The sequence below is a fragment of the Pseudomonas sp. GL_117 genome (genome assembly GCF_057835125.1).
Genome location: NZ_CM174418.1, coordinates 5,119,155 through 5,144,163, shown reverse-complemented (window position 1 = coordinate 5,144,163; position 25,009 = coordinate 5,119,155). Strand labels below are relative to the sequence as shown.

General features: G+C 59.6%; 29 protein-coding genes and 1 pseudogene. 9 read left to right on the top strand and 21 right to left on the bottom strand.

The features are described from left to right. Positions 1-162 precede the first annotated feature (162 nt). From AC3ISR_RS23465 to AC3ISR_RS23455, 3 genes are all read right to left on the bottom strand, one after another. Positions 163-576 (bottom strand): helix-turn-helix transcriptional regulator, encoded by a 414-nt coding sequence (locus AC3ISR_RS23465; protein WP_192300571.1) that lies wholly within the window; start codon positions 574-576, stop codon positions 163-165. Between the two features lie 123 nt (positions 577-699). Further along, positions 700-1,950: a 2-aminoadipate transaminase gene (locus AC3ISR_RS23460; RefSeq protein WP_192300570.1), complete on the bottom strand. Its 1,251-nt coding sequence runs from the start codon at positions 1,948-1,950 to the stop codon at positions 700-702. A gap of 148 nt (positions 1,951-2,098) precedes the next feature. Further along, a complete protein-coding gene (locus tag AC3ISR_RS23455; protein ID WP_226457283.1) occupies positions 2,099-2,995 on the bottom strand; it encodes a LysR substrate-binding domain-containing protein in 897 nt (298 codons plus the stop codon). 143 nt (positions 2,996-3,138) lie between these two features. Here AC3ISR_RS23455 and AC3ISR_RS23450 point away from each other — a divergent pair, with 143 nt between their 5' ends. Next, the gene (locus AC3ISR_RS23450) at positions 3,139-4,167 is read left to right on the top strand and encodes an amino acid ABC transporter substrate-binding protein (protein WP_463984434.1); all 1,029 of its coding nucleotides are present in this window, start codon (positions 3,139-3,141) and stop codon (positions 4,165-4,167) included. Positions 4,168-4,335: 168 nt separating this feature from the next. On the opposite strand, the gene AC3ISR_RS23445 is transcribed toward AC3ISR_RS23450, so the two are convergent. The 7 genes from AC3ISR_RS23445 to AC3ISR_RS23415 form a co-directional block, all read right to left on the bottom strand. Further along, complete coding sequence (locus AC3ISR_RS23445) at positions 4,336-4,653, bottom strand: XRE family transcriptional regulator (RefSeq protein ID WP_192300567.1); 318 nt, start codon at positions 4,651-4,653, stop codon at positions 4,336-4,338. 9 nt (positions 4,654-4,662) lie between these two features. Then, positions 4,663-5,004: a type II toxin-antitoxin system RelE/ParE family toxin gene (locus AC3ISR_RS23440; RefSeq protein WP_192300566.1), complete on the bottom strand. Its 342-nt coding sequence runs from the start codon at positions 5,002-5,004 to the stop codon at positions 4,663-4,665. 191 nt (positions 5,005-5,195) lie between these two features. Then, positions 5,196-7,079 (bottom strand): alkaline phosphatase D family protein, encoded by a 1,884-nt coding sequence (locus AC3ISR_RS23435; RefSeq protein ID WP_463984433.1) that lies wholly within the window; start codon positions 7,077-7,079, stop codon positions 5,196-5,198. A gap of 110 nt (positions 7,080-7,189) precedes the next feature. Then, the gene (locus AC3ISR_RS23430) at positions 7,190-7,387 is read right to left on the bottom strand and encodes a hypothetical protein (RefSeq protein WP_463984432.1); all 198 of its coding nucleotides are present in this window, start codon (positions 7,385-7,387) and stop codon (positions 7,190-7,192) included. Between the two features lie 122 nt (positions 7,388-7,509). Further along, positions 7,510-9,753 (bottom strand): ATP-binding protein, encoded by a 2,244-nt coding sequence (locus tag AC3ISR_RS23425; protein ID WP_192300563.1) that lies wholly within the window; start codon positions 9,751-9,753, stop codon positions 7,510-7,512. After that, complete coding sequence (locus AC3ISR_RS23420) at positions 9,750-10,364, bottom strand: biliverdin-producing heme oxygenase (protein ID WP_192300562.1); 615 nt, start codon at positions 10,362-10,364, stop codon at positions 9,750-9,752. The genes AC3ISR_RS23425 and AC3ISR_RS23420 overlap by 4 nt, the downstream gene beginning before the upstream one ends. 195 nt (positions 10,365-10,559) lie before the next feature. Continuing rightward, positions 10,560-10,940: a response regulator gene (locus tag AC3ISR_RS23415; RefSeq protein WP_463984431.1), complete on the bottom strand. Its 381-nt coding sequence runs from the start codon at positions 10,938-10,940 to the stop codon at positions 10,560-10,562. A 150-nt stretch (positions 10,941-11,090) separates the two neighbouring features. On the opposite strand from AC3ISR_RS23415, the gene AC3ISR_RS23410 reads away from it, so the two are divergent. Both AC3ISR_RS23410 and AC3ISR_RS23405 read left to right on the top strand, forming a co-directional pair. Further along, positions 11,091-11,612, top strand: a complete 522-nt coding sequence (locus AC3ISR_RS23410) for a demethoxyubiquinone hydroxylase family protein (protein ID WP_318652610.1) — start codon at positions 11,091-11,093, stop codon at positions 11,610-11,612. Positions 11,613-11,653: 41 nt separating this feature from the next. Next, complete coding sequence (locus tag AC3ISR_RS23405; protein ID WP_192300560.1) at positions 11,654-12,028, top strand: c-type cytochrome; 375 nt, start codon at positions 11,654-11,656, stop codon at positions 12,026-12,028. Here the strand turns inward: AC3ISR_RS23405 and AC3ISR_RS23400 are convergent, their stop codons facing one another. From AC3ISR_RS23400 to AC3ISR_RS23380, 5 genes are all read right to left on the bottom strand, one after another. After that, positions 12,029-14,050 (bottom strand): LTA synthase family protein, encoded by a 2,022-nt coding sequence (locus tag AC3ISR_RS23400; RefSeq protein ID WP_463984430.1) that lies wholly within the window; start codon positions 14,048-14,050, stop codon positions 12,029-12,031. A 71-nt stretch (positions 14,051-14,121) separates the two neighbouring features. Next, on the bottom strand, positions 14,122-14,733 hold the full coding sequence (locus AC3ISR_RS23395) for a hypothetical protein (RefSeq protein ID WP_463984429.1): 612 nt from the start codon (positions 14,731-14,733) through the stop codon (positions 14,122-14,124). Then, the gene (locus AC3ISR_RS23390) at positions 14,733-16,001 is read right to left on the bottom strand and encodes a sialidase family protein (RefSeq protein WP_192300557.1); all 1,269 of its coding nucleotides are present in this window, start codon (positions 15,999-16,001) and stop codon (positions 14,733-14,735) included. The genes AC3ISR_RS23395 and AC3ISR_RS23390 overlap by 1 nt, the downstream gene beginning before the upstream one ends. Positions 16,002-16,023: 22 nt before the next feature. Then, positions 16,024-16,569, bottom strand: coding sequence for a cytochrome b/b6 domain-containing protein (locus AC3ISR_RS23385; protein WP_463984428.1), 546 nt, complete (start codon positions 16,567-16,569; stop codon positions 16,024-16,026). Beyond that, complete coding sequence (locus tag AC3ISR_RS23380; RefSeq protein ID WP_192300555.1) at positions 16,569-16,835, bottom strand: PepSY domain-containing protein; 267 nt, start codon at positions 16,833-16,835, stop codon at positions 16,569-16,571. Before AC3ISR_RS23380 ends, AC3ISR_RS23385 begins: the two co-directional genes overlap by 1 nt. A gap of 146 nt (positions 16,836-16,981) precedes the next feature. Here AC3ISR_RS23380 and AC3ISR_RS23375 point away from each other — a divergent pair, with 146 nt between their 5' ends. Beyond that, a complete protein-coding gene (locus tag AC3ISR_RS23375; protein ID WP_192300554.1) occupies positions 16,982-17,644 on the top strand; it encodes a response regulator in 663 nt (220 codons plus the stop codon). After that, positions 17,641-18,984, top strand: a complete 1,344-nt coding sequence (locus AC3ISR_RS23370) for a sensor histidine kinase (RefSeq protein WP_192300553.1) — start codon at positions 17,641-17,643, stop codon at positions 18,982-18,984. Before AC3ISR_RS23375 ends, AC3ISR_RS23370 begins: the two co-directional genes overlap by 4 nt. Before the next feature lie 147 nt (positions 18,985-19,131). On the opposite strand, the gene AC3ISR_RS23365 is transcribed toward AC3ISR_RS23370, so the two are convergent. The 3 genes and pseudogenes from AC3ISR_RS23365 to AC3ISR_RS23355 all read right to left on the bottom strand — a co-directional run bounded on the left by AC3ISR_RS23365 (position 19,132) and on the right by AC3ISR_RS23355 (position 20,624). Further along, the gene (locus AC3ISR_RS23365; RefSeq protein ID WP_463984427.1) at positions 19,132-19,671 is read right to left on the bottom strand and encodes a hypothetical protein; all 540 of its coding nucleotides are present in this window, start codon (positions 19,669-19,671) and stop codon (positions 19,132-19,134) included. An 8-nt stretch (positions 19,672-19,679) separates the two neighbouring features. After that, positions 19,680-19,958, bottom strand: coding sequence for a colicin E3-like toxin immunity protein (locus AC3ISR_RS23360; RefSeq protein WP_318652612.1), 279 nt, complete (start codon positions 19,956-19,958; stop codon positions 19,680-19,682). Between the two features lie 20 nt (positions 19,959-19,978). Further along, positions 19,979-20,624 (bottom strand): annotated as a pseudogene (locus AC3ISR_RS23355) (colicin E3/pyocin S6 family cytotoxin). 281 nt (positions 20,625-20,905) lie between these two features. Between AC3ISR_RS23355 and AC3ISR_RS23350 the strand changes: the two are divergent. Both AC3ISR_RS23350 and AC3ISR_RS23345 read left to right on the top strand, forming a co-directional pair. Further along, the gene (locus AC3ISR_RS23350; RefSeq protein WP_225595688.1) at positions 20,906-21,163 is read left to right on the top strand and encodes a hypothetical protein; all 258 of its coding nucleotides are present in this window, start codon (positions 20,906-20,908) and stop codon (positions 21,161-21,163) included. Then, positions 21,111-21,407, top strand: coding sequence for a T6SS effector amidase Tae4 family protein (locus tag AC3ISR_RS23345; protein ID WP_463984426.1), 297 nt, complete (start codon positions 21,111-21,113; stop codon positions 21,405-21,407). The genes AC3ISR_RS23350 and AC3ISR_RS23345 overlap by 53 nt, the downstream gene beginning before the upstream one ends. A 442-nt stretch (positions 21,408-21,849) precedes the next feature. Here AC3ISR_RS23345 and AC3ISR_RS23340 read toward each other — a convergent pair whose 3' ends face one another. Beyond that, positions 21,850-22,221, bottom strand: coding sequence for a PH domain-containing protein (locus tag AC3ISR_RS23340; protein WP_463984425.1), 372 nt, complete (start codon positions 22,219-22,221; stop codon positions 21,850-21,852). 27 nt (positions 22,222-22,248) lie between these two features. Further along, positions 22,249-22,902: an NBR1-Ig-like domain-containing protein gene (locus tag AC3ISR_RS23335; RefSeq protein WP_463984424.1), complete on the bottom strand. Its 654-nt coding sequence runs from the start codon at positions 22,900-22,902 to the stop codon at positions 22,249-22,251. A 271-nt stretch (positions 22,903-23,173) separates the two neighbouring features. Between AC3ISR_RS23335 and AC3ISR_RS23330 the strand changes: the two genes are divergently transcribed. Together AC3ISR_RS23330 and AC3ISR_RS23325 are read left to right on the top strand one after the other, a co-directional pair. Beyond that, entirely contained in the window at positions 23,174-23,980 is an 807-nt protein-coding gene (locus AC3ISR_RS23330) for an isopenicillin N synthase family oxygenase (RefSeq protein ID WP_463984423.1), read from the top strand. Positions 23,981-24,004: 24 nt separating this feature from the next. After that, positions 24,005-24,652, top strand: coding sequence for a LysE/ArgO family amino acid transporter (locus AC3ISR_RS23325; protein ID WP_463984422.1), 648 nt, complete (start codon positions 24,005-24,007; stop codon positions 24,650-24,652). Here the strand turns inward: AC3ISR_RS23325 and AC3ISR_RS23320 are convergent. Then, positions 24,614-24,943: a hypothetical protein gene (locus AC3ISR_RS23320; protein ID WP_192300546.1), complete on the bottom strand. Its 330-nt coding sequence runs from the start codon at positions 24,941-24,943 to the stop codon at positions 24,614-24,616. The two genes, AC3ISR_RS23325 and AC3ISR_RS23320, sit on opposite strands and share 39 nt — an antisense overlap. Positions 24,944-25,009 lie beyond the last annotated feature (66 nt).

The window sequence follows — 25,009 nt, the reverse complement described above, 5'->3', positions numbered from 1 at the left end:
TCCGTGATAGATCGGGATAGTGCGTCACAAAAAGGGCGGTGCTGAAGGTTGCTGTGTCGCTTGCCCGATGTTCCTTGCAAAGGGGATGAATCACAACATTGGAGCCCAGCCGCGTGCAGCGCAATACTGCCGATGGCGTAGGTTTTACGCGGGCATGGCGGTCTAGAGCGGGTGTTGCAGGCAGTAGAGGACCAGTTGCGCCATGCGCTGGATGCCGAGTTTACGGTAGAGGTTTTCCCGGTGTTTGCGCACGGTGAGGTCACTGATGCCCAGGTTTTTTGCAATTTGCTTGCTGGTTTGCCCGGCGGCGATGTATTCGGCAATTTCCCGTTCACGGCGTGTCAACGGTGGTGCAAGGGCCAGCCGCCGACGGCCGGGGTGGAATTCCCATTCGACGGCAAAGGTGGCGAGTTGAACCGCAGACTTGAGCCCGGTTTTCGCCAGGATATTGCTGCGGTGTTTACGCGCGGTGAGTGGGCTGATGGCCAGGTGCAGGGCTACCGCCTGGCAATCCATGCCCATGCTGATCAATCGCAATACCGCTTGTTCGCGGGCCGTCAGGGCACCCGTATTCAAGGCCCGCTCCGGTTCCATATGGGGATGACTGCGCAAAATGTGACCCTGGAGTTCTCTGCTGAGAACAACGGTATAGCACTTTGACAGCAGTTCGGAGGGGCGACCCGCTCAGAGGTGACGCAATCAGACCAACTGCGCCAGGCAGCGCTGCAAAATATCCAGGCCTTCCTCCAGCACCGCAGGCTCGATCGTCAGCGGTGCGAGCAAGCGGATGATGTGCCGCGACTTGCCGCTGGGCATCAGCAGCAAGCCTGAATCCCGCGCCAGGCCGAGCAATTGCGTGAGTTGCTGGGGCGCCGGCGTGCCGTCGGCGTGGGCCAACTCGATGCCGCGCATGGCGCCGACGCCGGTCAGGCGGCCGAGGTAGGGCGACAGGCCTTGTGCACGCCAGGCGTTGTAGCGGCTGACGATGGCTTCTTCCTGCTGCGCGCCCCACGTGTTCAAGTGCGCATCGCTCATCGCATCCAGCGTGGCCAACGCTGCTGCGCAAGCAATCGGGTTGCCGGAATAGGTGCCGCCCAATCCGCCTTTGGGCAGGTTGTCGAGCAGCGCCTTGCGCCCGACCACCGCACCCAGTGGTACGCCACCGGCGATGCTTTTGCCCAGCAGGATCAGGTCCGGCTCAATGCCCAGGCGCGAAAAGGCGAAGCGCTGGCCGGTGCGGCCGAAGCCGGACTGGATTTCATCGGCGATCAGCAGGATGTTCTTTTCATCGCAAAAGTGCCGCAGGGCTTGGGCGAACCCACTGTCCAGGGCCAGGAAACCGCCTTCGCCCTGCACCGGCTCGATGATGAAGCAGGCCACGTCGTTGACGTCGATTTCCACGCTGAACAGGCGGTCCATGGCCTTCAAGGCCTCGGCGCAGGACACGTCGTTATCGGGGCTTGGATAAGGCAAGTGGTACACAGGGCCGGGTAGTACGCCGACCTTTTGCTTGTAGGGCGCTACCTTGCCATTGAGGTTGAGTGTGGCCAGGGTACGGCCGTGGAACGCGCCGTCAAACGCGATCACCGCCGTGCGGCCAGTGGCGCCGCGCACGATCTTCAAGGCGTTTTCCGCAGCTTCCGCGCCACTGTTGGTGAGCATGCCGCTGACCGGGTAATCCACTGGGATAAACGCGCTCAGACGCGTCATCAGTTCAATGTAGGGCGCGTGGGGCGCGGCGTTGAACGCGTAGTGGGTCAACTTTGTCGCCTGTTCGCGAATCGCCGCGACCACACCGGGGTGGCAATGGCCGAGGTTGAGTACGCCGATGCCGCCGACAAAATCGATATACCGTTTGCCCGTGGTGTCCCAGACCTCGGCGTTCCTGCCGTGGCTGAGGCTGATGGGGTGAACGATGGAAATCGACTGGCTGATGGTTTCGCGGCTCATGAATCTGGGACTCGGCAATGGAGGGCACCTTTTTATCTAAGCCGTGCGCCGGGCCTTGTCGCAAACGAAATAAAGTCGCCGGATCATTATTAAAATTCGGGATGTGCCGTGGCGAGGGCGCTTGCTGCCGCGGGGCGTGCAGCGGTGCCTATCCAGTTGGAGCACGTTGCTTTGCTACCTCGACGATCCAGCTGAGAAAGGCCTTTACCTTGGGAATCTCCCCGGCATGTTCGGCATGGGCGATAAAGTGCGCGCCAGCGCTGGGCATCGCGTACTGCCACGCAATCATCAAACTGCCATTGGCCAGCTCTTCGGCCACCAGATACTGTGGCACCAGCGCTACGCCGTAGCCCGACTGCGCGGCACGGATGCACATGTAGAAGGTGTCGAAACGCGGCCCGTGGTAGCTGTTCTGCGAGTGCAGGCCCTGTTCCAGGAACCATTCGTGCCAGGCCTCCGGGCGCGAGGTGCATTGCAGCAAGGTATGGCGCGACGAGGCGTCGCTGCCCTCGGCGACGAACCCCGGTGCACACACCGGTACCACCGCTTCACGAAACAACTCGATGCAGGTCGCCCCCGGCCACGAGCCCTGGCCGAAGAAAAACGCGATGTCGGCCTTGGCCTGCAGCACATCGAAGGGTTCCAGTTCGTTGCGCACGTCGAGGTGGATATTGGGGTGGCGCGCCGCGAAGTCCTTGAGCTTGGGCACCAGCCAGCGGTCACCGAAGGTCGGTTGGGTGGCGATGCGCAGCACTTCGGTCTCGCCACCGTAGGTGAGGATGTAGCGGCTGGAAATGTCCACCTGCGTGAGGATCTTGCGCACTTCGGCCAGGTACAGCGACCCCGCCGGCGACAGGTACAAGCGCTGGCGCACCCGTTCGAAGAGGTTGTGGCAGAGCATTTCCTCCAACTGCGCCACTTGCTTGCTCACGGCACTCTGGGTCAGGTGCAGCTCTTCGGCGGCGCGGGTGAAACTCAGGTGTCGGGCAGCGGCTTCGAAGCACTGCAGGGCGGTCATCGAGGGGGTCAAGCGTTTTGAAATCATGCAGTTCATTCCAAATCGGAAGGAGCCTTTGCCTAAAGGTCGTTTGTGGCAGCGGCGCAAAGCCGTTGATACTGCCCGCCAGCACTATAAACCGGCGCGGGATATGCGGCGCCGAATAAAAAGAACGACAGGGAGAGCCTTGCATGACCCCATTCAAAACCACTTTGGCCGCACTTGTTGCCAGCGCTGTACTGGGCCTGGCCGGCACCGCCCAGGCGGGCGTGACCCTTGATGCGATCCAGAAGAAAGGCTTTATCCAGTGCGGTGTCAGCGACGGCTTGCCAGGCTTTGGTGTGCCGGACAGCAACGGCAAGATGACCGGCATCGATGTGGACGTGTGCCACGCCGTCGCGGCGGCGGTGTTTGGTGATGCGTCGAAAGTGAAGTTCAGCCAGTTGACCGCCAAGGAGCGTTTCACTGCGTTGCAGTCCGGCGAAATCGACCTGATCTCGCGCAACACCACCTGGACCAGTTCGCGGGATTCGGGCATGGGCCTGGTGTTCACCGGCGTGACCTACTACGACGGCATCGGCTTTCTGGTGAACAACAAGCTGGGCGTCACCAGCGCCAAGCAACTGGACGGCGCGACGGTGTGTATCCAGGCCGGCACCACCACCGAACTCAATGTCTCCGACTACTTTCGCACCCACGGCCTGAAGTACACGCCGATCACCTTCGACACCGCCGATGAAAGCGCCAAGGGCCTGGAAGCCGGCCGTTGCGACGTGCTGACCACCGACCAGTCGGGCCTGTACGCCCAGCGCATCAAGATGGCCCACCCGGACGAATTTGTGGTGCTGCCGGAAATCATCTCCAAGGAACCCCTGGGCCCGCTGGTGCGCAAGGGCGATGACGAGTGGTTCAGCATCGTCAAGTGGACCCTGTTTGCCATGCTCAATGCCGAGGAAATGGGCATCACCTCGCAGAACGTCGAAGAGCAGGCCAAGACCACCAAGAACCCGGATGTGGCGCGTTTGCTCGGCGTAGACGGTGAGTACGGCAAGGACCTGAAACTGCGCAAGGATTGGGTGGTGCAGATCGTCAAGCAGGTGGGCAACTACGGCGAGGTGTTTGAGCGCAACATTGGCCAGGGCAGCGTGCTGAAGATCAAGCGTGGGTTGAATGCGTTGTGGAACAACGGCGGGATTCAATACGCGCCGCCAGTCAGGTAAGCGCAAGAGAGGGTGAGCAGTAACCTGTGGCGAGGGCGCTTGCTCCCACTGGACTGCGCAGCAGCCCCATGTTTTGGGGCCGCTTCGCGCCCCAGCGGGAGCAAGCTCCCTCGCCACAGGCGGTGGGTCAGGTAAAAATTGGCCGGCTGATCCACCGCCCCCGGGGGGTTACTGGACATCGCAGGCTGCGGCATTTGCATCGGAGTTCGGTACCAGGCGCACCTCTACACGCTGACCCAATGCCCTGGCTGCGCTCGCCAGAGTAGCCAGCGTCATGCCCGCATCATTCCCGTCGAGTGCACGGTCTACGGCTGTGCGGCTGGTATGCATACGTTCTGCCAGTGCTTTTTTACTGACCTTCTGCGCTTTCATCGCTTCTGCCAATTGCCAGGCGATAACACGCTTCAACGCGCCAGCAGAGACTTCCTCTATGAGCCCATCGTCGTTGAGAAAATCATCGAAGCTGGAGCCGATATGTTTGTTCATGGGGGGTCCTCATAGCTTGTTTTTGCGACGTCTGGCGGTAGCTAACTCGATCAGCGGAGTTTTCTGAGTCTTTTTGATGAAACCGTGCAACAGGACCATTTCGCTATCAACCAGCGTGAAGATGACTCGTGCAATGTTTTCACCGAGGTCAGTTCGCACCTCCCAGAGTCGATGTTCCAGTTTTCGAACCAGCGGCATTCCCTGCGGCCACGCGAACTGGACCGACTTGATGTCAGTGCCTATGAGTTTTCTTGATTCCCTGGGCAGTTCCATCAGCCATTCACGTACGGGCTCCTTGCCAGCCTCCGTTCGGAAAAAAGCGACGTTCAATACGAGATGTATGTCGTTCACTGAGAGTGCACCAAAATAGGTTCATATGGCAATCGGCGATTGATGGGGCTTTTCGCAAAGACCGGTAAGAGCCTGGCACTGTTTAGGTGAACGACGAGGCTTGAATATTTTCAGAAAGTTTCTTTAAAAACAGAGGGTTGTGAACATTCTGATGAGCGAGTGAGAGCATGGTTTTACATAGGTGAGAAAACTTACTGCGGCGCCACCATGCGCGTGCGCGGCGTCCCATCGGCGTTGTGCTGGTAGATCGCTTCAGGCTGGCCCTGTTCGTTGAAAAACACCTGGCCGATCCCTGCCGAATTCCATAGCCGTTCGCCCGCTTCGGCGTGTTCGGGAATGTGCGGCACTACTTGCATGGTGCGTCGACGGGTAAACCAGTTGAGCGGGGAGCGCGGTGAGTAGAGCCAGCGGTTGAGGCGGTCGAACCATTCCAGCAGGCGCGGCGGGAATTCGTTCTTGATGCCGCTGCTGGTGATCTGCCAGATTTTCGGGCCGGCGTTGCGGTGGCGGATCAGCACTTCGTAGACGAACGAGTAATGCACGTCGCCGGAGAGGATCACGTAGTTACCCGGCGTGCGGGAGTGACGGAAGATATTGAGGATCACCTGGGCGGCGCCGCGATGGGCCATCCAGTTTTCCGCGTCCACCAGCAGCGGGTAACCGCACCAACTGAAGACCTTTTGCACGGTTTCGATCAGCTTGACGCCGAAGATCGGTGCGGGTGAGACGATGATGGCCGAGGGGTGGTCGAGCAGTGCCTGTTGCAGTTCGCTCAAGGCTTCCCAGTCCAGCAGACCGGAGGGTTGCTTGAGGGTGAACTCGCTGCGCCAGCGCCGGGTGCGGGTGTCGAGCACCACCAGGGCCGGAGTGGTGGGCAGCACGTAGTGCCAGTGCTGGAATGTCAGCAGGGTTTCGAGCAATTCATCCTGTCTGGTCGCATCGAGGCAATTGTCCAGGGCGTGGGCGGTGAGCGTTTGGGTCTGGCTCAGCAGATCACCGAACACCTGCGGCTGGTTACCCCATCCCTGACAGAGCAGATAGGCGAGCAGCGCGTTGCCGATGATGCGTTTGGAAAACGGGTGGCCGTAGGCGGTTTCTTCCCATTGGGCGCTGAGGTTCCAGTCGTCGGTGATGTCATGGTCGTCAAAGATCATCAGCGTGGACAGGTGCGCAAACACCCGTGCGACACCCGGCAGGCCATCGCGGAACCGTTCGATCTGCACCTGTTCCCGGGCGTACCGCCGTTGTTCGTCCGCACCCAATTGCGGCGGTTGCGGCGCGATCAGTGTCCACGGCGTGGGCGACCATACCAGCAGGTACATCGCGATCACTTCGGCAAAGGTCACCAAGTGATTGTCGGCGGTGCTGCTGGTGAAAATCGGTTTCTTCGCCCCACCAAAAAAGCGTTCGCGCAGGGTTTCGTTGCTCTCCAGCGCGGGCAGCAGGTCGGCACGATGGTAATAGCTGGCGCGATGCCCATAGAGGCTGGCGCTGTCGTCCACCACCGCACCCTCAAGGGATTCGTCGAACAGGCCCAGGCGCTCGACCAAGGCATGAATCGCCCGCAGCATCGGCCCGGCGACATCGTCGGCGTAGATCTGGTCGCCGCTCATCATCAGCAAGGCCGGACGTTCTGTCGGGGTGGGTGCACCCGCCAGCAGGCGGTCGACACACAACAAGCCTTCGTCGGCACGGTGATGGGGTTTGCGGCAGGAGCCGTGCACCAGTTGCCGGATGCGACTGTGCAACACGAACGTCGGGCCGTGGGCATTGGCATAGAGCAGGTGCGGCGCCCAATCGGCGATGCCGTGGCCGTCGATCAGCAGGTCATAGCCAATCTCTACATCCTCGGGCAGCGCGTCATCCAGCGGTACGTCGATCAGGTGGATGAACGCGTGGCGCCCGACCGGCACGACCTGGCACTGACCCTGGTCCAGGGTGACCAGACGGGCCTGCCCGGCAACGTGCAGTTTGAGGGTCGGCGCCAGTTCGCGACTGCCCACCAGCCAGAACACCAGGCGGTGGGGTTCCAGCCGCCGTAGAAGCGGGCCAGCGAGGACAGCAGGTTGACGCATGGGTATGACGGCTCTGTTCAAGGACGATATTCAGATTAACGCAGTGGATGTCAGCATTTTGTTGAAGCGACCCAGAGGACGGTATTTAAACCGCCCCCTGACTCAACGCGTCAGATGATTCTTCCGCCGCCCAGGCTGTCGATGCTGCCAGAGCGCCGCTTGTCTTGCCGGTTTCTGCTACCGCTGAAATCAACGCTTGCGTCCGGAGTGGGCGGCGGTTGTCGGGGGGCTGTGATTTTTGCCGGCGTGGAAGTGGCCGGCAGAATGTTGTGTATGAACGTTGCGGTAGAACCGAAAAAAATATCCATGGCGTTTTCCTCTGAATGGTTGGGGTACGCCGCGCTGCATCATGGACACAGCGACGCGAGCCGACCTTACAGAGCGTGTGGCGGGAAACCTATAAGCGCCTCATCTCAAAACGTTGCGAGATTCAGGTATGCGAATCGCCAAGCACCTTGGGCACCGTAAAGCGGAACTCGCTGCCACGCCCCACCTCGCTTTCAGCAACAATTTTGCCGCCGTGGGCCTGGATGATGCCTTGGGTGATGTACAGCCCCAGCCCGCTGCCGGTGGGATTGTTTTCAGTCTGTGTCCAATAGCGATCAAACACGTGGGGCAGTTGCTCCGGCGCAATGCCTTCACCGCTGTCACGTACCGAAAACACGATCTCTTCACCGTTGCTCATGGCGCTGATACCGATATTGCCCTGGCGCGGGGTGAACTTGATGGCATTGCCGATCAGGTTCGACAGCACCTGGAACAGGCGCTCCGGGTCCGCATTGATCTGCAGGCCGGGCTCGGCATTGAACGACAGGTCGATGCCTTTCTCCATCGCCAGCGGCGCCAGCAGCGAGTAGGCCTCCTCAAAGATCTGGCTGACATCCAGCGACACCGGCTTGACCACATAACGCCCGGCCTCGATTTTCGAGGTGTCGAGCAGGTCCTCCAGCAACACGTTCATGCGCCCGGCGGCCTGTTGCATGGTGTCGATGGCCGAGGAAATCCGCCGCGAGGTGTGTGGGCCATCGGAGCTGAAGGCCTTTTGCATCATGCCGCAGAGCATCGAGATGACAGTCATCGGGTTGCGCAGGTCGTGGGACACCACCGCCACCAGTTCATCACGTGCGCGCACCGCTTGTTGCTCGCGCAGCACCTGGCGCGCCAGGTCGTTTTCCAGGGCGGACCGGCGCAGGTCGTTGGCGGCGAAGCGGTCGCCATGGCTCCATTTGGTGGAGATGCCGGCCATTTCCACTTTCCAGATTTCAAACGAGGTGCGTGGGCGAAGACGCAGGCCTGCGTCGGAGTTTTCCAGGGCCAGCGGCTTTTTCGGGTCGCCACTCCAATTGATGTTCTCTTTCACTTCCGGGCGGAACCACAGCACGCCGTTGTCCACCGGCTTGGGCAGGCTCATGGCCAACACGCCGCTGGCGACTTGTTGGAAGTCGACGGCCGGTGGATACACCGAGGCCAGGTTGTGGCTGGAAAACACCGGCTCGCCGCCTTGTTGCAGCCACTTGTGCAGCGCACGGATCTGCCCCGGTTCCGGGCAATTGCCGTAGCGGTGCAGTTGCTTGTCTTCGATGATCGCCACGCCGCCGGACAGGGTCAGGTTCATCAGCACCTGGGCTTGCTGGGCCAGGCCGTCGAAGACGTTTTCTTGGGACGCCTTCATCGCTTGATCCAGCAGGGCCAGGGCCTCGACCTTTTCTTCGCGTTGGCGGTTCAGGTCGAGGGCTTCCATGGCGCTGATCTGCAACGACAGCACCTGGCCGATGGTCTGGCAGGCGGTGCGCAGGTCGTTCGGCACCAGCAGCGGCGCGCGGTTGCCGCAACTGATCAGGCCCCAGAGCTTGTCGCCCTTCATCAGCGAGATGCTCATGGACGACAACACGCCCATGTTCTGCATGTATTGGCAGTGAATCGGCGACACGCTGCGCAGGGTGGCGAAGCTCAGGTCCAGCGGTTGGCCGGTGTCCGGGCGCAGCTTGGGCAGCAGTGGCACGGGTTCGTAGGCTGCGTTCGGGATGATGCGTAGCCAGTTGGTGCGATACAGCTCACGGGCCTGCTCCGGGATGTCGGACGCGGGGAAGAACAACCCGTTGAAAAGCTCCATGGACGGTGCTGATGCTTCGGCGATGACCTGGCCATGGCCTTCCTCTTCGAAACGGTAGATCAGCACACGGTCGTAACCGGTCATGGCCTGGATTTCATTCACGCTGATTTCGTACAGCGCCTGCAGGGTTTTCGCCGACTGCAAACGCTGCAGCATCTTGCCCAGGTCACTGGTGCGACCGTTCAGCGCCCGTGGGTGGAAATCCCTGAGCAGCGGTTCGAACTCCAGCACCAACACGTTCTGATGGCGATGCAACAAGCCCTCGAATTCCGCACCGTTGAACGTGACGTGCAGCGGTGGCGCGTCAAAAAACGTGTTGTTTGCGGCCATGGCTGCAACAGCCTGGGCTTGCTCGCTACCAATCAGCGTGTGCAGCGGCTGACCCAGCAGCGCCTCGGGCGCATGGCCGAACAATGTGCCGATGTTGGCGCTGACCTGGATGATTTCCAGGCCCGGTTCGGACAAGGTCAGCAGCACGCCGTGGGGTTGGATCGCCCCCGGGAAGCGAATGGGCTCGTCGGCACAGTTGGCAAGCAGCTTTTCAAAATCGTCGGGTTTCATAGCAGTACCTCCTGGCTGTCGAGCCATTGCTCAAAGCAGCTGAATGTCGAACAGGCTGCATCCACCGCGCGCTGTTTGGCGTCAGCGTCCAGCGGCAGGCGGCCCAGGTAATCGAGGAAATCCTTCCAGCGTCGACCGGTCTCGGCGCCGTACACATTGAGAAACGCGCCACCGTTGTCGGCGTCCAGGCCCAGGCGCTGGGCCATTTCCCGGCGCAGTACCTGGCCGCCCAAGGTTGCGCCTTCGAGCACATACAAGGCGCCTAGACAGGCGGCGGCGGTGTCGGATACCGGGAGTTCGGCGCAGCGGGGCAGGGCGTCGATGGCGAGGTTGTCCAGACCCAGCGCGTGCAGGTCGTCCACCAGCGTCGGTGTTTTCAGACGCATTGCCGAGTCGAAGCCTTCAGGAATCAAGGCGTTGTCATACAGTGAGGCTTCGATGGGCCGATAAAAGCCGTAGTACGCCTGGAGCAGGCGCCCATACCAATGGGCATCCAGCCGTTCAGAGAAAAACGGCAGGCGCTGTTCCAGCGCTACGTGCAGCAGGGCAGTGCCTGTGCGCAACGCTTCCAGCAAGGTGGGCGGACCAACGTCATGGGCCTTTGAGTGCATTCAGCTAGCTCGAACTGTGGGCCTGTCGGCCATGAATGACGCGTGGAAATGGGCGACGATTCTACACACCTCAGAGCCGATAACTGTCCGCACAAGGCGAATAGGCTGACCAGCGGATCAGAAAAGTCGCTCCATGCCTCATTAATGACCGCACTATTTGCCGCGAAGTTCGGTTTAAGTGATGTTGTGATGCTATCAGTGCACGGACGATCCGTGCCCGCTCAGTGCGGTTTGCACCGACTCCAGCAGGTGTTCAGTGCTCCACGGTTTGGGCAGAAAGCGCACCGAGCCCCCCAATTGCGTCGCCAGCCTGGCATTACCGGACGTCAGTAGCACCGGCACGCTCGGCCAGCGATGGGCCACCACCCGGCTCAAGTCATAGCCATTGAGCAACCCCGGCATCTGAACATCACTGACAATCAGGTCCACTGGTTCGTCGCCTCGTTCCAGGTAAATCATTCCTTCATCCGCCGAAGGAAACGATGTCACCAGCGCCCCGAATTCCTCCAGCACATCCACCATTAACGAGCGAATGATCTCGTCGTCTTCCAACACTAAAATCGATGGCTGAGCCATGATCCTTACTCCACCATCAGGGTTCATTAACGTGGAGTAGAGCACGACTGGATAGGTTCGATCGGATGTGTTCGAAGTGATGGGTGGTCATGAGAATGCCGTTGCAGGATACTCGCGCACCTCAAGGCCACTCGCGCAAGGCAGTCAACCGTGAATGATCCGGATCTGGGCAACCGCATGATCAAAGTCGACCATGCCGGTGAGCATGGCGCGATTTGCATCTACAGCGGCCAACTGTTCATGGCCCGGTTGTTGGTCCCGGGCATGGTGGCCGAGTTGCAAGAATTCCTCTCCCACGAACGGCGTCATCGCGAGGTGTTCAGGGCTGAACTGCAACGCCGCGGTTACCGCCGCTGCCGCAGCTATTGGTTGTGCGGGCTGGGTGGCCTGGTGCTGGGGTTGATCACTGGCCTGTGCGGGCGCAAGGCGATCGTTGCCACCACCGTTGCCGTGGAAAGCGTGGTGCTGCGCCACCTGGCCCATCAACTGCAGAGCTTGCACGACATCGACCCGCAGGCCGTAGCGGCGATTGCCTCGATTGTCGAGGAAGAACAGCACCACCACGATCACTCGGCGGCGCAGATTGATCAGCGTGACCCGTGGTTCCGTGGGTTGACGCCGGTGGTCACGGCGTGGACCGAAGCCGTGATCTGGATGGGCATGCGTTCCTGACAAACAGGCATAATCGCCCGCTACACCTGATGGAGCCTGCCATGAAGTACGCCTTGATCACCCTCGCCCTGACCCTCAGCGCCAGCCCCGCCTTTGCGGCCGGCGATGCCGAGGCGGGCGGCAAGCTGTTCACCAAGACTTGCGGCGGTTGCCACAGCGTTGGCGAAGGCGCGCGGGGCGGGTTTGGGCCGCAGCTCAATGGCATCATTGGCCGTCCCGCCGGTACCACGGACGACTACCAGTACTCCGACGCGATGAAAAACTCCGGCGTGGTCTGGACCCGCGACAAACTCGCCGCCTATATCGAGGCGCCGAAGAAGGTGGTGAGCGGCACACGGATGATCTTCTGGGGCATCAGCGACCAGGAGAAGATCGACAACATCCTGGCCTACCTCGAAACCTTCCAGCCCCGATAATCACTCGCGCACATTCCGGAACAGCATCCACCGCGCACTCTCATGCAGCCCGCGCGTGAGCCCCTGCAAGCGCTGGAATTCCTGCGGATGCTGCGCGGCCACGTCGTCTCGCGGGGTGTGTGAGGCCAGGTCATGCAGGGTCGGCGAGCTGCCGTCGTGCTGCATCTGCAACAGGAAATGTTGGGTTACGCCGCCGATAATCGGGAAGCTGCCTTCACGCAACACCAGCGGCACCACGCGTTCGCCTTCGGGCGCCGGCTGCTGGATATCGCGGCCCAGGGCACCATTGCGAAACGGCATGCCCGCCATACCCGCCACGGTCGGCAACAGGTCCGCCAGCCCCACCGCTTCTTCGATCACCTGTGGCGCCAGGCCAGGGGCGTGGATCAGCAGCGGCACGTTATTGCTCTCCAAGCCGAGCTGTTCGAAGGCCGGCGCCATGTGTGGGATCTGGCTGATGCGCGTGTTGTGGTCGCCGAAGAACACAAAGATGCTGTTGTCATACCAGCCGCCGGCCTTGGCGATCTCCATCAGGCGGCCGATGTTGTAGTCCAGCAGGCGCACCGCGTTGTATTGCTCGACGCTGCGCGACCCTGCGGCCTGGACTTGCTCCAGAGTCACCTCGGCGACCTGGAACCCATCGTTGTGTTTGGGGATGGTGAATGGCCGATGGTTGCCGGAGGTTTGCAGGTAGGCGAAGAACGGTTGCGCCTCCGGTACGGCACGCAGCAGTTGGTCGCTTTCCTTGAACAGGTCCAGGTCGGAAATGCCCCACACATCCACCCGTGGCGAGCGCCAGTGGCTTTCGTCATAGAGCTGCACGCCGTCGATGCTTTGGCGGATCAGGGCGTTGATGTTCGCCCAGCCGGCATTGCCGCCGATCATGTAGAACTTCTGGTAACCCGCGAACGCATTGATCAACGTGTGTTGCCGGGTGATCAGCGGGTTGCGTGTGGCGGTCTCCTGGCGGGTCACGTCCGGCACGCCGCTGATGCTGGCCCACACGGTCTTGGCGGTGCCGGTGACAGGTACGTAGAAGTGTTTGAAGAACCAGCTCTGCGTGGCCAGCTTGTCGAGGTTCGGCGTGGGGTTCAGCGGGTTGCCGTAGGCGCCGACAGCACTGGTGCCGAGGGATTCAAGCATCACGAACACTACATTGGGCGGGCGCTTGCCGGCCAGTCGATAGGGCTGCACGCCTTGTTCGCGGATGAAATTCAGTTGCTGGGTGTCGGGCTGATCGACCCCCAGGTAGTCGGCGATTTGCGGATAGTGTTCGCGCACCTTTTTTTCATCGAATTGCGACTGCCCGACCTTGAAAGTGTCGTACAAAAACAGCACCGGGTTCAGGCCCACGGCGGCGACTTGGCTGTTGCCAGAAAAGAACGCATCGCTCCAGCGCAGGGGCACCGGGTTTTCCAGGTTGAGATTGGCGACGCGACCAAGCAGGGCCAAGAGTACGGCGACCACGCCGATCACCGAGACTGACGCCACTGCCCATTTGCCCATCGGCTGGGCTGGACGCTCCAGGGTCAGGCGTTCCAGGCACACCAACGCCCATACCCACAACGCCACGGCGGCCAGCCAGCAGGCAGTTATCCACAGCACGGGGTAGGTTTCCCAAACCATCTGTTGTGAAATCTGCGCGTCTTGCAGGTAGCGCAACACGGTCGCGTTGATACGTACACCCAGGTAGGCGTAGTGGCCGAAGTCGATGATGTAGACCAGGCCGACCACGGCCAGGGCCATCACCAGATAACCGCGCGCCAGCCAGCGCAGGGCGGGCAGGGTAATGAGGTTCCAGCGCGGTAACCACGCCAGCACCGCCAGCGGCAGTAGCAGCAACACCGCCAGGCGCAGGTCGAAACGCAGGCCGATGCCGAGGGTTTCCAGTAACTGCGGAGTGTTTAACGGCAGGCCGGAAAAACCCAGCACAAATACCAGCCGCAACGCCGCCAGCAACACAAACACCAAGCCGATCGCGCCTACGCCGTAGCGCAGGCGGCGTGATTGCAACGCACTCATCATCTCTCTACTCAATCTAATAAACACCACAAGACAAATGTGGGAGCGGGCTTGCTCGCGAAAGCGGTGGGTCAGTTAGAGCTGCTGTGACTGACACTGCGCATTCGCGAGCAAGCCCGCTCCCACAGTTTGAATTGCATTAACCCGGCGATGACGCAGTAGGTCGCCAGGAGTGGGTCCACCAGATAATCCCAGTAGTTCTCCGACGCCTTCAGCCGCAGTGCAAACGCTAAAGTGCCCAGCACCAGCATCCACACGGCCAACGTATTACGCAGCCACAACATCAACAGCGCCGCCACGGCCACCAGCACAATCATCGGCCGCGGGTTGAACCCCCAACGGTACGGATCGACATACGTCAGCCCCAGCGTCGCCGGGTACAGCACCAAGCTCAACACACAGAACACCAGCAACATCTGCACCCGGTGCGGGCGAGCAAGCGGCTGCACCAAGCCCAATCGGCTCAAGGCAGCCCACGCCAGCAACACCAGCGTGCTGATCGCCAGGTCATCGGTAAAACTGCGCACATACGCCGCCAACGGCAGTTCATTGACCGGGATAAAACTCAACGCCACCAACACTGGCAGCAACCACGGCCGCCACGGCTGGGTGAAGCGCGGCGCGCACAGCGCCACAAACCCCAGCAACACAAAACTCAGATGGGCCTGCCACAGGGAAACCATCACAGACGCTCCGCCAGCCAGGCTTCGTTGAAGCTGACGTGTTTGATAAAGGTGTTATTCCACGAGTACACCAAGTGGTAGGTGCCGTCCGGGCTGCGGCTGAAATACGGGTACTCGTATTCGAAATCGCAGCCACGGGGTTTGCACACGCGGTAATCCAGGCTGCTCAGGAAACGTTGTTCCAGGGGCAGGCGTTTTGCGCCGCTGGAGGCGCGGAAGCCTTCGCCGATGATTTCTTTGTAGGCGTCGGGGGAGAACGGCTGGCCCAGCGGGTCCGGCGACTGGTCCAGTTGCACCACGGTGCGCCACTGACTGAGCTGGGCGTCGGTGCCGTAGAGGCTGAGCTTGAAGCGGCCGTCCTTCAGGTCGTTGAGTGCCACTAGCAAACCATCATCTTCGGTGCCCACCGCCGCCAGCGAGGAATTCGGGTTGGCCGGCTCCAGCGGGTATGGCTCGCTCCAGGTCTGCCCGGCGTCGGTGGTGCGGCTGGCCAGCACACGATGGTGAGTGTCGCCAGCGTAACGCAACATCGCCACGGCGCGCTGGCCGTCCAGCGGCACGATGGTCGGTTGCAGCGAGTGCTTGCCCCGGCTGATGCGGAATTTGTCGATCACGGCGCCGTCGGCGCTCAAGTACAGGTACTCGGCGAACTTGCCCATGAACTCGTGGTACACCGGCAGGCCAATGGAACCGTCGGCGTGGAACACCGGCGCGGCACGCACCAAGGTGCTGATATTGAAAAACGGCGAGGTCACCAGTTGCCTCGGTGCCGACCAGCTGGCGCCGAGGTCATCCGAGACCATCACATTGATCGCACTGGCGGCCCAGCCACCGACTGACACCGACACGTAAAACATCCACAGGCGATTGTCCGGCGCGAGGGCGATCACCGGGTTGCCGAGTTTGCGGATATAGCGCTGTGTGCCGTCGCGGGTGCTTTCCCGTGTGGCCAGTACCTGCTCGGCGCCCCATTCGCCGCTGCTGGCATCGAAGCGCGCGGTGCGCACTTGCACATCGGCGGCGCCTTCGCGGGAACCGGCGAACCACACCGCCATCAAGTCGCCGCCGGGCAGGGCAGTGACGGAGGAGGAGTGCACAAAATCCGTCAACTGCGTCGACACAAACCGGCTGGTGTACTGCGGGGCCGCCGCGACTTTCGCGGTCGTCGGGCTGGCCTGGGCAAACGGCGCCAGCACATGGGGCGGATGGCTTTGCCAGGCGGCGAGAAACACCGCGAGCAGGCCGCAAATCATTAAGACGGAGCGCATAGGAGACCTGTGGATAAAAGGATTACTGCGCACGTTCATCCGGCAGGCGCTTCCTGCGACCGGTGAGCATGGATAACGGTAAGTTGTCGCGTACCAGGGCACTTTCAAACAGCGCGGCCAACACATGCATACACACCAGGCCCAGCAGCCCATTCGCCGCGGTCTCGTGGATTTGTTGCGGCCAGTCGGCGCCCCACAGCGCATCGACTTCCTGCATCAAGAAGCCGCTGGCGCCAAGGGTGAGCAAAGCAAGCAACATCAACAGCATCACCAGCGCGCCAATCGGTGAATGACCCAGGCGATGTTGCGGCCGGCGGTTGAGCAGCGAACGCAGGTGGGCATTCAGCCGTTTGGGTGTCGGCCAAAAGTCCGTCCAGCGTGCGCTGCGCGGCCCGACGAAGCCCCACACTAAACGCACCAGCAGCCAGGCCATGGCGTAGTAGCCCAGCCAGACATGCCAGTCGTCGCCCGCTTCGTTAAAGAAGTAATTGGCGACAAAGACCCCGGCGATCGACAGGTGAAACAGCCGCACCAACGGGTCCCACAGGCGCAGGGATTCGCCTGGCATCAGCCTTTGATCTCAGTCTTCACAGCCTTGCCGGTCACCGGGTCGTGGTAGATCTCGACCTTGCGCTTGTCTTTGTCGAAACCGTAGATCTCGTAGCAATTGCCGTCGGTGACTTTGAATTTGCTGATCTGGTAGCCGTCGGCCTTGAGCTTGTCCTGGAAGGCTTGCTGGTCTTGCCATTGCGAGCGTTCGGCGGTGGTGCATTGCGGGCCGGCGAGGGCCAGGGGGCTGGTGAGAATCAGGGACAACAGCAGAATTTTGCGCATGGAAAAGCTCTCAGCAGAGGTGGGAGATTTCACAGTGCAAAACCAACCTTAGTGCAACCTTAGTTGGCAACGAGCCGTAACATCTTTGCCAGGGGTGTGCCTGGAAAACCCGGCATGATTTCGCCGTTTCCTACAGAGAATTAGTAATGCGTCTACTCCTTGTCGAAGATGATCGTGCCCTCGGCCAGGGGATTCGCGTGGCCTTGGGTGCCGAAGGCTACACCCTCGATTGGCTGCAAGATGGCGTCGCGGCCCTGCATGCGCTGCGTACGGAGTCGTTTGATCTATTGCTGCTCGACCTCGGTCTGCCGCGCCTCGACGGCCTTGATCTGTTGCAGCAACTGCGCGCCGAGCAACACGACTTGCCGGTGCTGATCCTCACCGCCCGCGACGGCACCGCCGAACGCATCGCCGGCCTGGACGCCGGTGCCGACGACTACCTGGTCAAACCTTTCGACGTCGAAGAACTCAAGGCCCGCGTACGCGCCCTGTTGCGCCGCAGCCAGGGGCGCGCGCAGCCGTTGCTGGAACACGCCGGCGTCAGCCTCGACCCGGCCACCCAGCAAGTGCGCTATCAAGATGGGGAGGTCATCGTGACGCCGATGGAATACCAACTGCTGCACCAACTGATGGTGCGCCCCGGCAAAGTGGTGACGCGCGAGCGCCTGTCCCGCGCGCTGTACGGCTGGCAGGACCGGGTCGAGAGCAATACCCTGGAAGTGCTGATCCATAATCTGCGCAAGAAGTTATCCACAGAGCTGATCCGCACCGTGCGCGGTGTCGGTTATGTGCTGGCGCTTAAACCATGACCTCGGTTCGTGCGCGCATCCTCATCCCCGTGTTGGTGCTGATCCTGCTCGGCGACGCGTTGATCAGCTGGCTGGTGCTGCGCGACAGCCACCACGAAATCGAAGAAGTCTACGACGCCCAACTCGCCCAAAGCGCGCGCCTGCTGCAAGGCGTGTTGCGCCAGCGCGACCCCGGCGAAGCCGACTGGCAGCGCTTGTACGAGGCGTTTGACCAGGCCATGAGCCGCGTGGGTGAGGAGGGCGTGGCCCATCCCTATGAAACCCGCCTGACCTTCCAGATCTGGCGCACCGACGGCCAACTGCTGGTGCGCTCCGCCGAAGCGCCGGTGCTGGCCACACCGCCTGCGACCCTCGGCTCCCACGACCTGATGGACAACGGCAACGACTGGTGCGCCTTCCTTCTCGCCGACCCGCAGCAAGGGCTGTTGATCTGGGTGGGCGAGCGTGACGACATTCGCCAGGACGTGATCCAGCGCATCATGCGCCACACCCTCTGGCCTACGTTGATCGGTGTACCACTGCTGGCGGTGTTGATCTGGCTGGTTATCGGTTGGGGCTTCAAACCGCTGCGCGCCATGGCCCTGTCGATTCGCGGACGCAATACCGACACCTTGCAACCGCTGCATTTAGCGCCACTGCCCAGCGACCTGGAACCCATGCAAACTGCGCTGAACCGGCTACTGGTCCAGGTGGACGAGCTATTGGAGCGCGAGCGCCGCTTCATCGCCGACGCCGCCCACGAACTGCGCACGCCCCTGGCGATCCTGCGCATCCACGCACAAAACGCGCAAAGCGCCGAAACCCCGGAGCAACGCCGTGAAGCCCTGGAGTTTCTGGTCAATGGCGTCGACCGCGCCACCCGCATCGGCAGCCAACTGCTGACCATGGCGCGCATCGAACCGCAACTGAACAACCCGGTGCGCAGTCGTGTGCAACTGACCGAGCTGGTGCGCGAAGAACTGGCCGAACTGACGCCGTTGGCCATGGAAAAAGGCGTGGAACTGGTGCTGGAAGGCGAGGAAGAGGTTTGGCTGGAAACCGAGCCTGTCGCGCTGGCGATTGCATTGCAAAACCTGGTCACCAATGCGCTGAATTTTTCGCCTGCTGGCAGTGAAGTGAAGGTGGTGATTGGCGCCAATTGCCTGAGCGTCGAAGACCAGGGGCCGGGGATCGATGAGGCGGAATTAGGGCGATTGTTCGAGCGGTTCTACAGCCGCGGGAACGCCAACGGCGCTGGGTTGGGGTTGGCGATTGTGGAGATGATCGTTGGCAAGATTGGCAGTCGCTTGGCGTTGCGGAATTTGGAGCAGGGTGGGTTGTGTGCCCGCCTGGAATTCTGACCCAGCATTAATCCCCAGTGGGAGCTGGCTTGCCTGCGAAGACGGCGTGTCAGCTGATATAAGTGCTGGCTGAGCCCCCGCTTTCGCAGGCAAGCCAGCTCCCACACTTTGACCTGTGCCAGGCTCGGGAAATGACTGCACCGCCAATCATCTGTGGGAGCTTTCGAGGCCCGGCGAAGTGGGCGATAGCGGATTGATCGACTTTGGTGTTTGGCTTTGGGGCTTCGTCGCAAGAGCGTGCGCATAGACCACACCGTTGAAGGTATGGGTTCTGCAGTCATAAAAGGTTGGCATGCGCTCAGGTGTCAGTTGGGGATCAACTTTTTGCAACAGGCCCGCATCGTCAACCCATAACCCGCTGTAGTAACTATTTTCATCCGTTCTCACATAGTCCTGCTTGTCGCTTTCATGGAGCGCGACCATCCAGAAGATTGGATCGGGGCGATCCAGGCGGGCGTTGGCTTCGCTGAAGACCTGGTCCCATGGGTGGCCGACTTTGGACAGTAGAAACCGATAGAGCGGCGTGTAGTCGAAACCGTGTCGATGGTGGCTGTGCATTGAGCTGCGGTTGGACTGTGCGGCCTTTTCGCTTTTGGTGTTTCGCTCGTACCGATAAGCGCAGTAACTGCCGTGACATACTCCATGGGTGCGGGTGTTGACTGAACGGTAGAGGAGGGGCTTTTTCATGGTCGGCCTCATGGGGTCTTGGGCTGCTTGGGGGGGGGTGGCCAGGCGCCTTGGTAGCGGAAGGAGATTTGGTAGTTGAAAAGGCCAGGCGCTATTACGTGTTGGAAGTACGGCTGGAGAATCGTTATCCAACTTGGTAGTACGTCGAACCCTCCTGCATATATCTGGGGCTCCTCGTTTAAATCGAGCGCGTTGAGGATGCTGTCCTCTTCCTCAAAGTCTGCTGAGTGTTCGCTTGCTTCCAAGTTGTCGGTTGTTTTGTTGAACCATTGCAGGCGTATTTTCATTGTCATAACAACGTCTCCAGTTATTTTTCTATGCGTCTTTCGTCTTTTGCTGGACCCCGTTGTTCGCCGGTGTAGGGGTCAAATGAGCCTAGATGCTCCAAGTCGCTGTATCGATATACTTCCAGTTCACCTCGTTCTGAGTCCCACTCAAAAATCCTCCTTCCTTTGGCGTCCTTCCAACGCTCTCGCAGGCCGCCGCCATTACGTTTTCGTGTCTTTCTTTTTTGTTCTATCAAGCCAGGGAATCCAGTGATGTCCTCGGTTTTTGGTGCAGGAAAGTAATCATAATCCGGGTTTTTCATCCCCTTCCGAGGCTGATTAACCACCACATACAACGGCCCAACCCCCGACTCCACCGGGAACACCAGAATAAAATCCCGATACTGCGGCGGATAAACCGGGGTCACCAAAATCTGCGCTGCCTTATTCCTCAATCAGCTCAAGGGGGACGTAACCGGATGGATCGTTGTAGTGAATGAGCCCGTCGGGCAGTTGGCAGGGCTTGAGGAATACGCCGCCGGGAGGTTTGGTGGGCGCAGGGTTTGCAGGAGGGAGAGGGGCGAGCAAGTCGATGGGCGGCGAATAGGGAATCCGTTTCGGCTGCGGGGTCAGGATGCGGCGTTTGAGTTGTTCTTCTTCGGTGATGGGGTAGGCGCGTTCTGACATGGCGGGCTCACTTCCTTGTGTGGGGGAGTGAGGCTACGGGGGGGAAGCGAGGGGCAGAAATAAGCGTTGTTCGATGGTTTTCGTGGGAAAAGTCAGCTGGCTTGTCGCGACGTTGAAAGTACGTATTTGAGTTCTCTCATCTGCGGGTGGGTGGGGCTGTGTGCTTTGGACTTCAGGCAAAACTTGCACACGAGTAGGACCGATCTGTTTTCCGTCTGCGTCCCTCTTTGAATGCAAGGTGTTTGTTACGGTCGCGCGAAAAAACGCGATGGAAATACCAAATGCTGACGTTCAACACCCTATGGAAAAACCACCCCGAAATTTTCGGCGATGCAGCCCCGTGCAGAACCAACGGCACCAAAAATTTCAGCGATCAATGCGCGATCAATTTAGGCGTGGCGCTGCGTCGATCTGAGCCGCTTAGTCGGCGTGCGCTATTGTTGGCAGCACCCCAAGAGCGAAGGCCATGTATTGGCAGCGGAGGAAATGGCCAGAGCATTAAGCCGTGCCAGCATCCCTGGTTTGAGGGCTGTTATTAAGTTGAAGCCCGAAGATTTTGAGGAAGTGCTAGCCGGGCAGCAGGGCGCTATCTTCTTCAAAGACTTTTGGCGGCGGGGGAGCGAGACGTTTGGCAATCGTAGTGGTGACCATATCGACCTGTGGAATGGGCGACGGTTGACGGATTGGCTGAGCTACCCGCGTATTCAGATGGGTTTTTCGGTTGAGGGGACTTTTTCGAGTTATCACGATTCCAGGGAGATTTGGTTTTGCAGGGTTTTATGACGGTGGTTAAGGGGATTGGGTTTGTGGTGTTGGTGGTTGCTGTAGCGCTTGTGGTGTTTAACGGGTTAGTGGTGGCGGTGTCTGCGTATTTTGGGCCGTTTTATGAGAGTGATGCGGAGCAGAGTCGGAATTTTGGGCTTTGGTTGGTGGGGAATGGGGGGGCGGTTGTGGGAGCGGTGGTGGGCGGGGCGGTCTGGTATTGCAGTTGTTTAAAGAGGGGCGCGGAGTCTCGGGAGAGTAGAACGGGGCGGAAATAGTTAGCTTTGTTTCGAATACTGCGATTTTCGTTTATTTCGTCTGGCGTTGGCCTCAACTGAATTACGCAACATTGGAGCTGCATCATGGTCACCAAGTTGCTCCCACATTTTGATCCGGTACAGCCGTTGAACGATGTAGGCAGCAAAAAGACCTTGGAGCGCCGAGGTCTTTTTTTACCCACCGATCAGGCCAGCAGATGCCTGGAAATCAACCGGGAAATTTCAACAATCGAAGTCTTCCCCGTGAATTCAAACTTCACTTTCCCCAACGAAGAAAAGTAAATCTCCAACTCAGAATCCAGATCAAACGTCCCGGATGTTTCCACCGAGTAGGCGACGATATTTTTATACGGCAGCGACGTGAAGTCCTTCTTGCTGCCGGTAATTCCCTGCACATTCACGGCGATGATGCGTTTGTTGGTGAAGACCACGCCGTCGCGCATGGATTTGTACGCATCGATCACTGTTTCGCCGTCCAGCAGCAGGGCGGATACGCGTTCGGCGTATTCGTTGTTTTGTTTGAGTTTGAAGAAGCCTTTGTTGTTGAAGTCGATCATGGGGCGATCCTTTTGATGGTGCGGCGCTTAGCGCGCCATGACGTTGACGATGACATGCAGGATAAACGCGGGTCCATAACAGGGCTGGCCTTGTTCATCTTCTATGCGCCAGATGGAAGTCACCGTGCAGGTTTCTTTGGGCGCGGCGAATGTGACGGTGAGGTGTACCGGCTGGCCAGGAAGGGTAACGGCAATCGGAATTTCGTTGGTAAGACTGCGCAGGTGGCTGTCCATCACCACTTCCAGTGGGGCGCCTGTGTCGGTGCGGCGGGCGATGACGTACTCGCCGTCTACTCGTACCAGCCTCCGCCCGCGCCAGGGGTGGGTGCCGAGGTTTTGGATTTCCCAGGTTTTTTGGAAGGTTTCGCCGGGTAGCACCACGGTTTGGTCGGGGGTAGTGACGTCGGCGTTGAAGACAACAACGTCACCGGGGTCGTGTAGGCCGGTGGCTCGGTTGGTGGCTGCCGTTGAATGGGTATCAAGCGGGGCGCCTGCCAGGTCGGCGAAGTAGCGGAACAGCAGCAGTGGCGAAACCTGGAGTGCTTTCGCGAGTTTGATCAGGGTGCGTACAGAGGGATCTTGGGAGGCGCCTCCGGCCAGGCCGTAGAGGTAGGTTCGGGAAATGCCGGATTCTCTGGCTAATGTGGTTATGGATTTGCCAAGCTCACGACTGCGTCGCACAACCAGAGCTCGGAGAGTGTTGCGCGTTCGTATACTCATATTCGATTGTTGATCCCCAGTACTTGGCAGCGGTTGTTACCTTGTTCGCCAAAAAAGACAACCTGCTCGCCGCGGCGAGTAACGCGTAATGCAAACTTGTGACCTGCTGGCGATGTTGTGAAGGACATGGATTGGTCCCTTTTTGGTTAGCTATATCCAGTGTCGTAGTTTCTCGCATGCTTGCGAACCTAGTGTTTGTTGCATTCCTTTACATCTATCATTGGATATAACCATGACTCAAATAAAAACCTGCTCTGATTCCATTGCTCGATCAGGCTTCGGCACTCTGCAAATACCGGATTCCATGTTTCAGGACTACAGAAAGATCGTTGATGGGTACTCAGCAATATCTCCTGCTACCAAAGCATCATTTTCATTCGGTCAGGATACCGATGGTTTTTTCCCATTTGGTGCCGAATATTCAGGCTCTGAGGACCATCCCGATCTGTGTGAGCGCTTCTGTTATTGGCCTGTCCATGTTTCGAAGCGAATCGGTTTTGAGTTCACACGGAGCGACTTTTTCGCGGCTGTGGATACCTTTGAACGACAGATCAGCGAGTTGGCTCAAGAGTTGATGGACGGCATCTGTGGTGAGTTTGGGGTCCCACCACTCGCTCCGTTTCGCTTGGCGTCCTACGTGCAGTTGTGTGTCTACGGTGTTCAGACGGCAAACATCGAACGCCGATTTGCCCAAGACCCTCATGAAGATGGGCATATGTTGTCGTTTATCAAACCTACTCGCGAAGGGCTTGTCTTGGTGAAGGGCGGCTCGCTGGAGTCGGTGCGTCTATTGGAGAACGAAGTTGCGGTTCTGGCAGGATCACTACTTACTGAACTCTCTGATTACGCAATTCCTGCTGCTTATCACGCGGTCCTTGCGCCTCAAAGGCCGGTCTCCAGAAGCTCGCTAATCTACTTTGCCAACCCGAATCCAGAGCAAGTGCTAACCAGCTTTTTCTGCAAGCAGCCAATTGACTTGAATAGCGCCGTAAACGCCCGACACACCGGGTTTGGTAATCAGCCTATTCAGCTTCCTTAATTTCCTCATGGGCACGAATACTTCATGGCTCCCTACTTCAATGCCCTTTTCCTTGAAGGCTTGCTCTTAGGTATCGGCCTATTCGCCGCCCCTGGCCCCAAAGACACCTTGGTCATCCGCCAAGGTGTCGGTCGCGGCCCTATCTGGGGGGTGGTTGCCATCTGCGTGTTCGCCGATGTTCTGCTGATCGCCCTGGGCATAGCCGGTCTGGGCAAGCTATTGGAAAGCCGGCCAGTACTGGTCGCGCTGTTGCTGATTTCCGGCGCGGCCTACCTGCTGTGGTTTGCTACTCAGCGCCTGTTGGCCTGCCTGCGTGACCACTCCATGCCGGACACCCTAAGCGGTAAATCGCAACGAGGGCTGTTACGGACGGCAGTTGTGCTGGGATTCGCCAACCCCTACGCCTGGCTCGATACCGTCGTGCTTATCGGCTCCATCGGCGCTGCAAAGCCCTTGAACCAACAAGCACTCTTCGCGACCGGTGCCATGACCGCATCACTGCTGTGGTTCGTATTCTTGGCGTTGGGATGTCAGCGTTTGACCAACCTGTTTCGCACTCCTGTGGTGTGGCGCTGGCTGGACGCCGTTGTGGCGGTGTTGATGGTGTATCTGGCCGGTATGTTGATCACCGATTCACTGGATGTCTTTAAGGTAATCCTTGAGGGTGGATAGGGGCGGGGGTAGTTCCTCGAGCTGATGAACGCTTTGCACGTCAGTCGCTAATCTTTTCAGCTCCCGCCCCAACACTGTCTCAGCCCCACCCACCGCAACCAGCGCCTGCCCCACACATACATCCACCTTCAGCAAAATCCCCGCCAAATCCCCCTGGCGCAGCAACAATCCAAACACCTCCCTGTCATAGCCAACCATCACCGGGTCGTCGCGCAAAACCGGACTGCCGCCGTCTTCCTCATGCACCAGTTTCAGTGCAAAAAGCGCCACAGCTTCCAGCGTCAATTCCATGGTCTCAGCTCCTTCACATACGGGGGAGGGCGATGATCACTGTTCTTGCGCGCCAAAAACAACCCC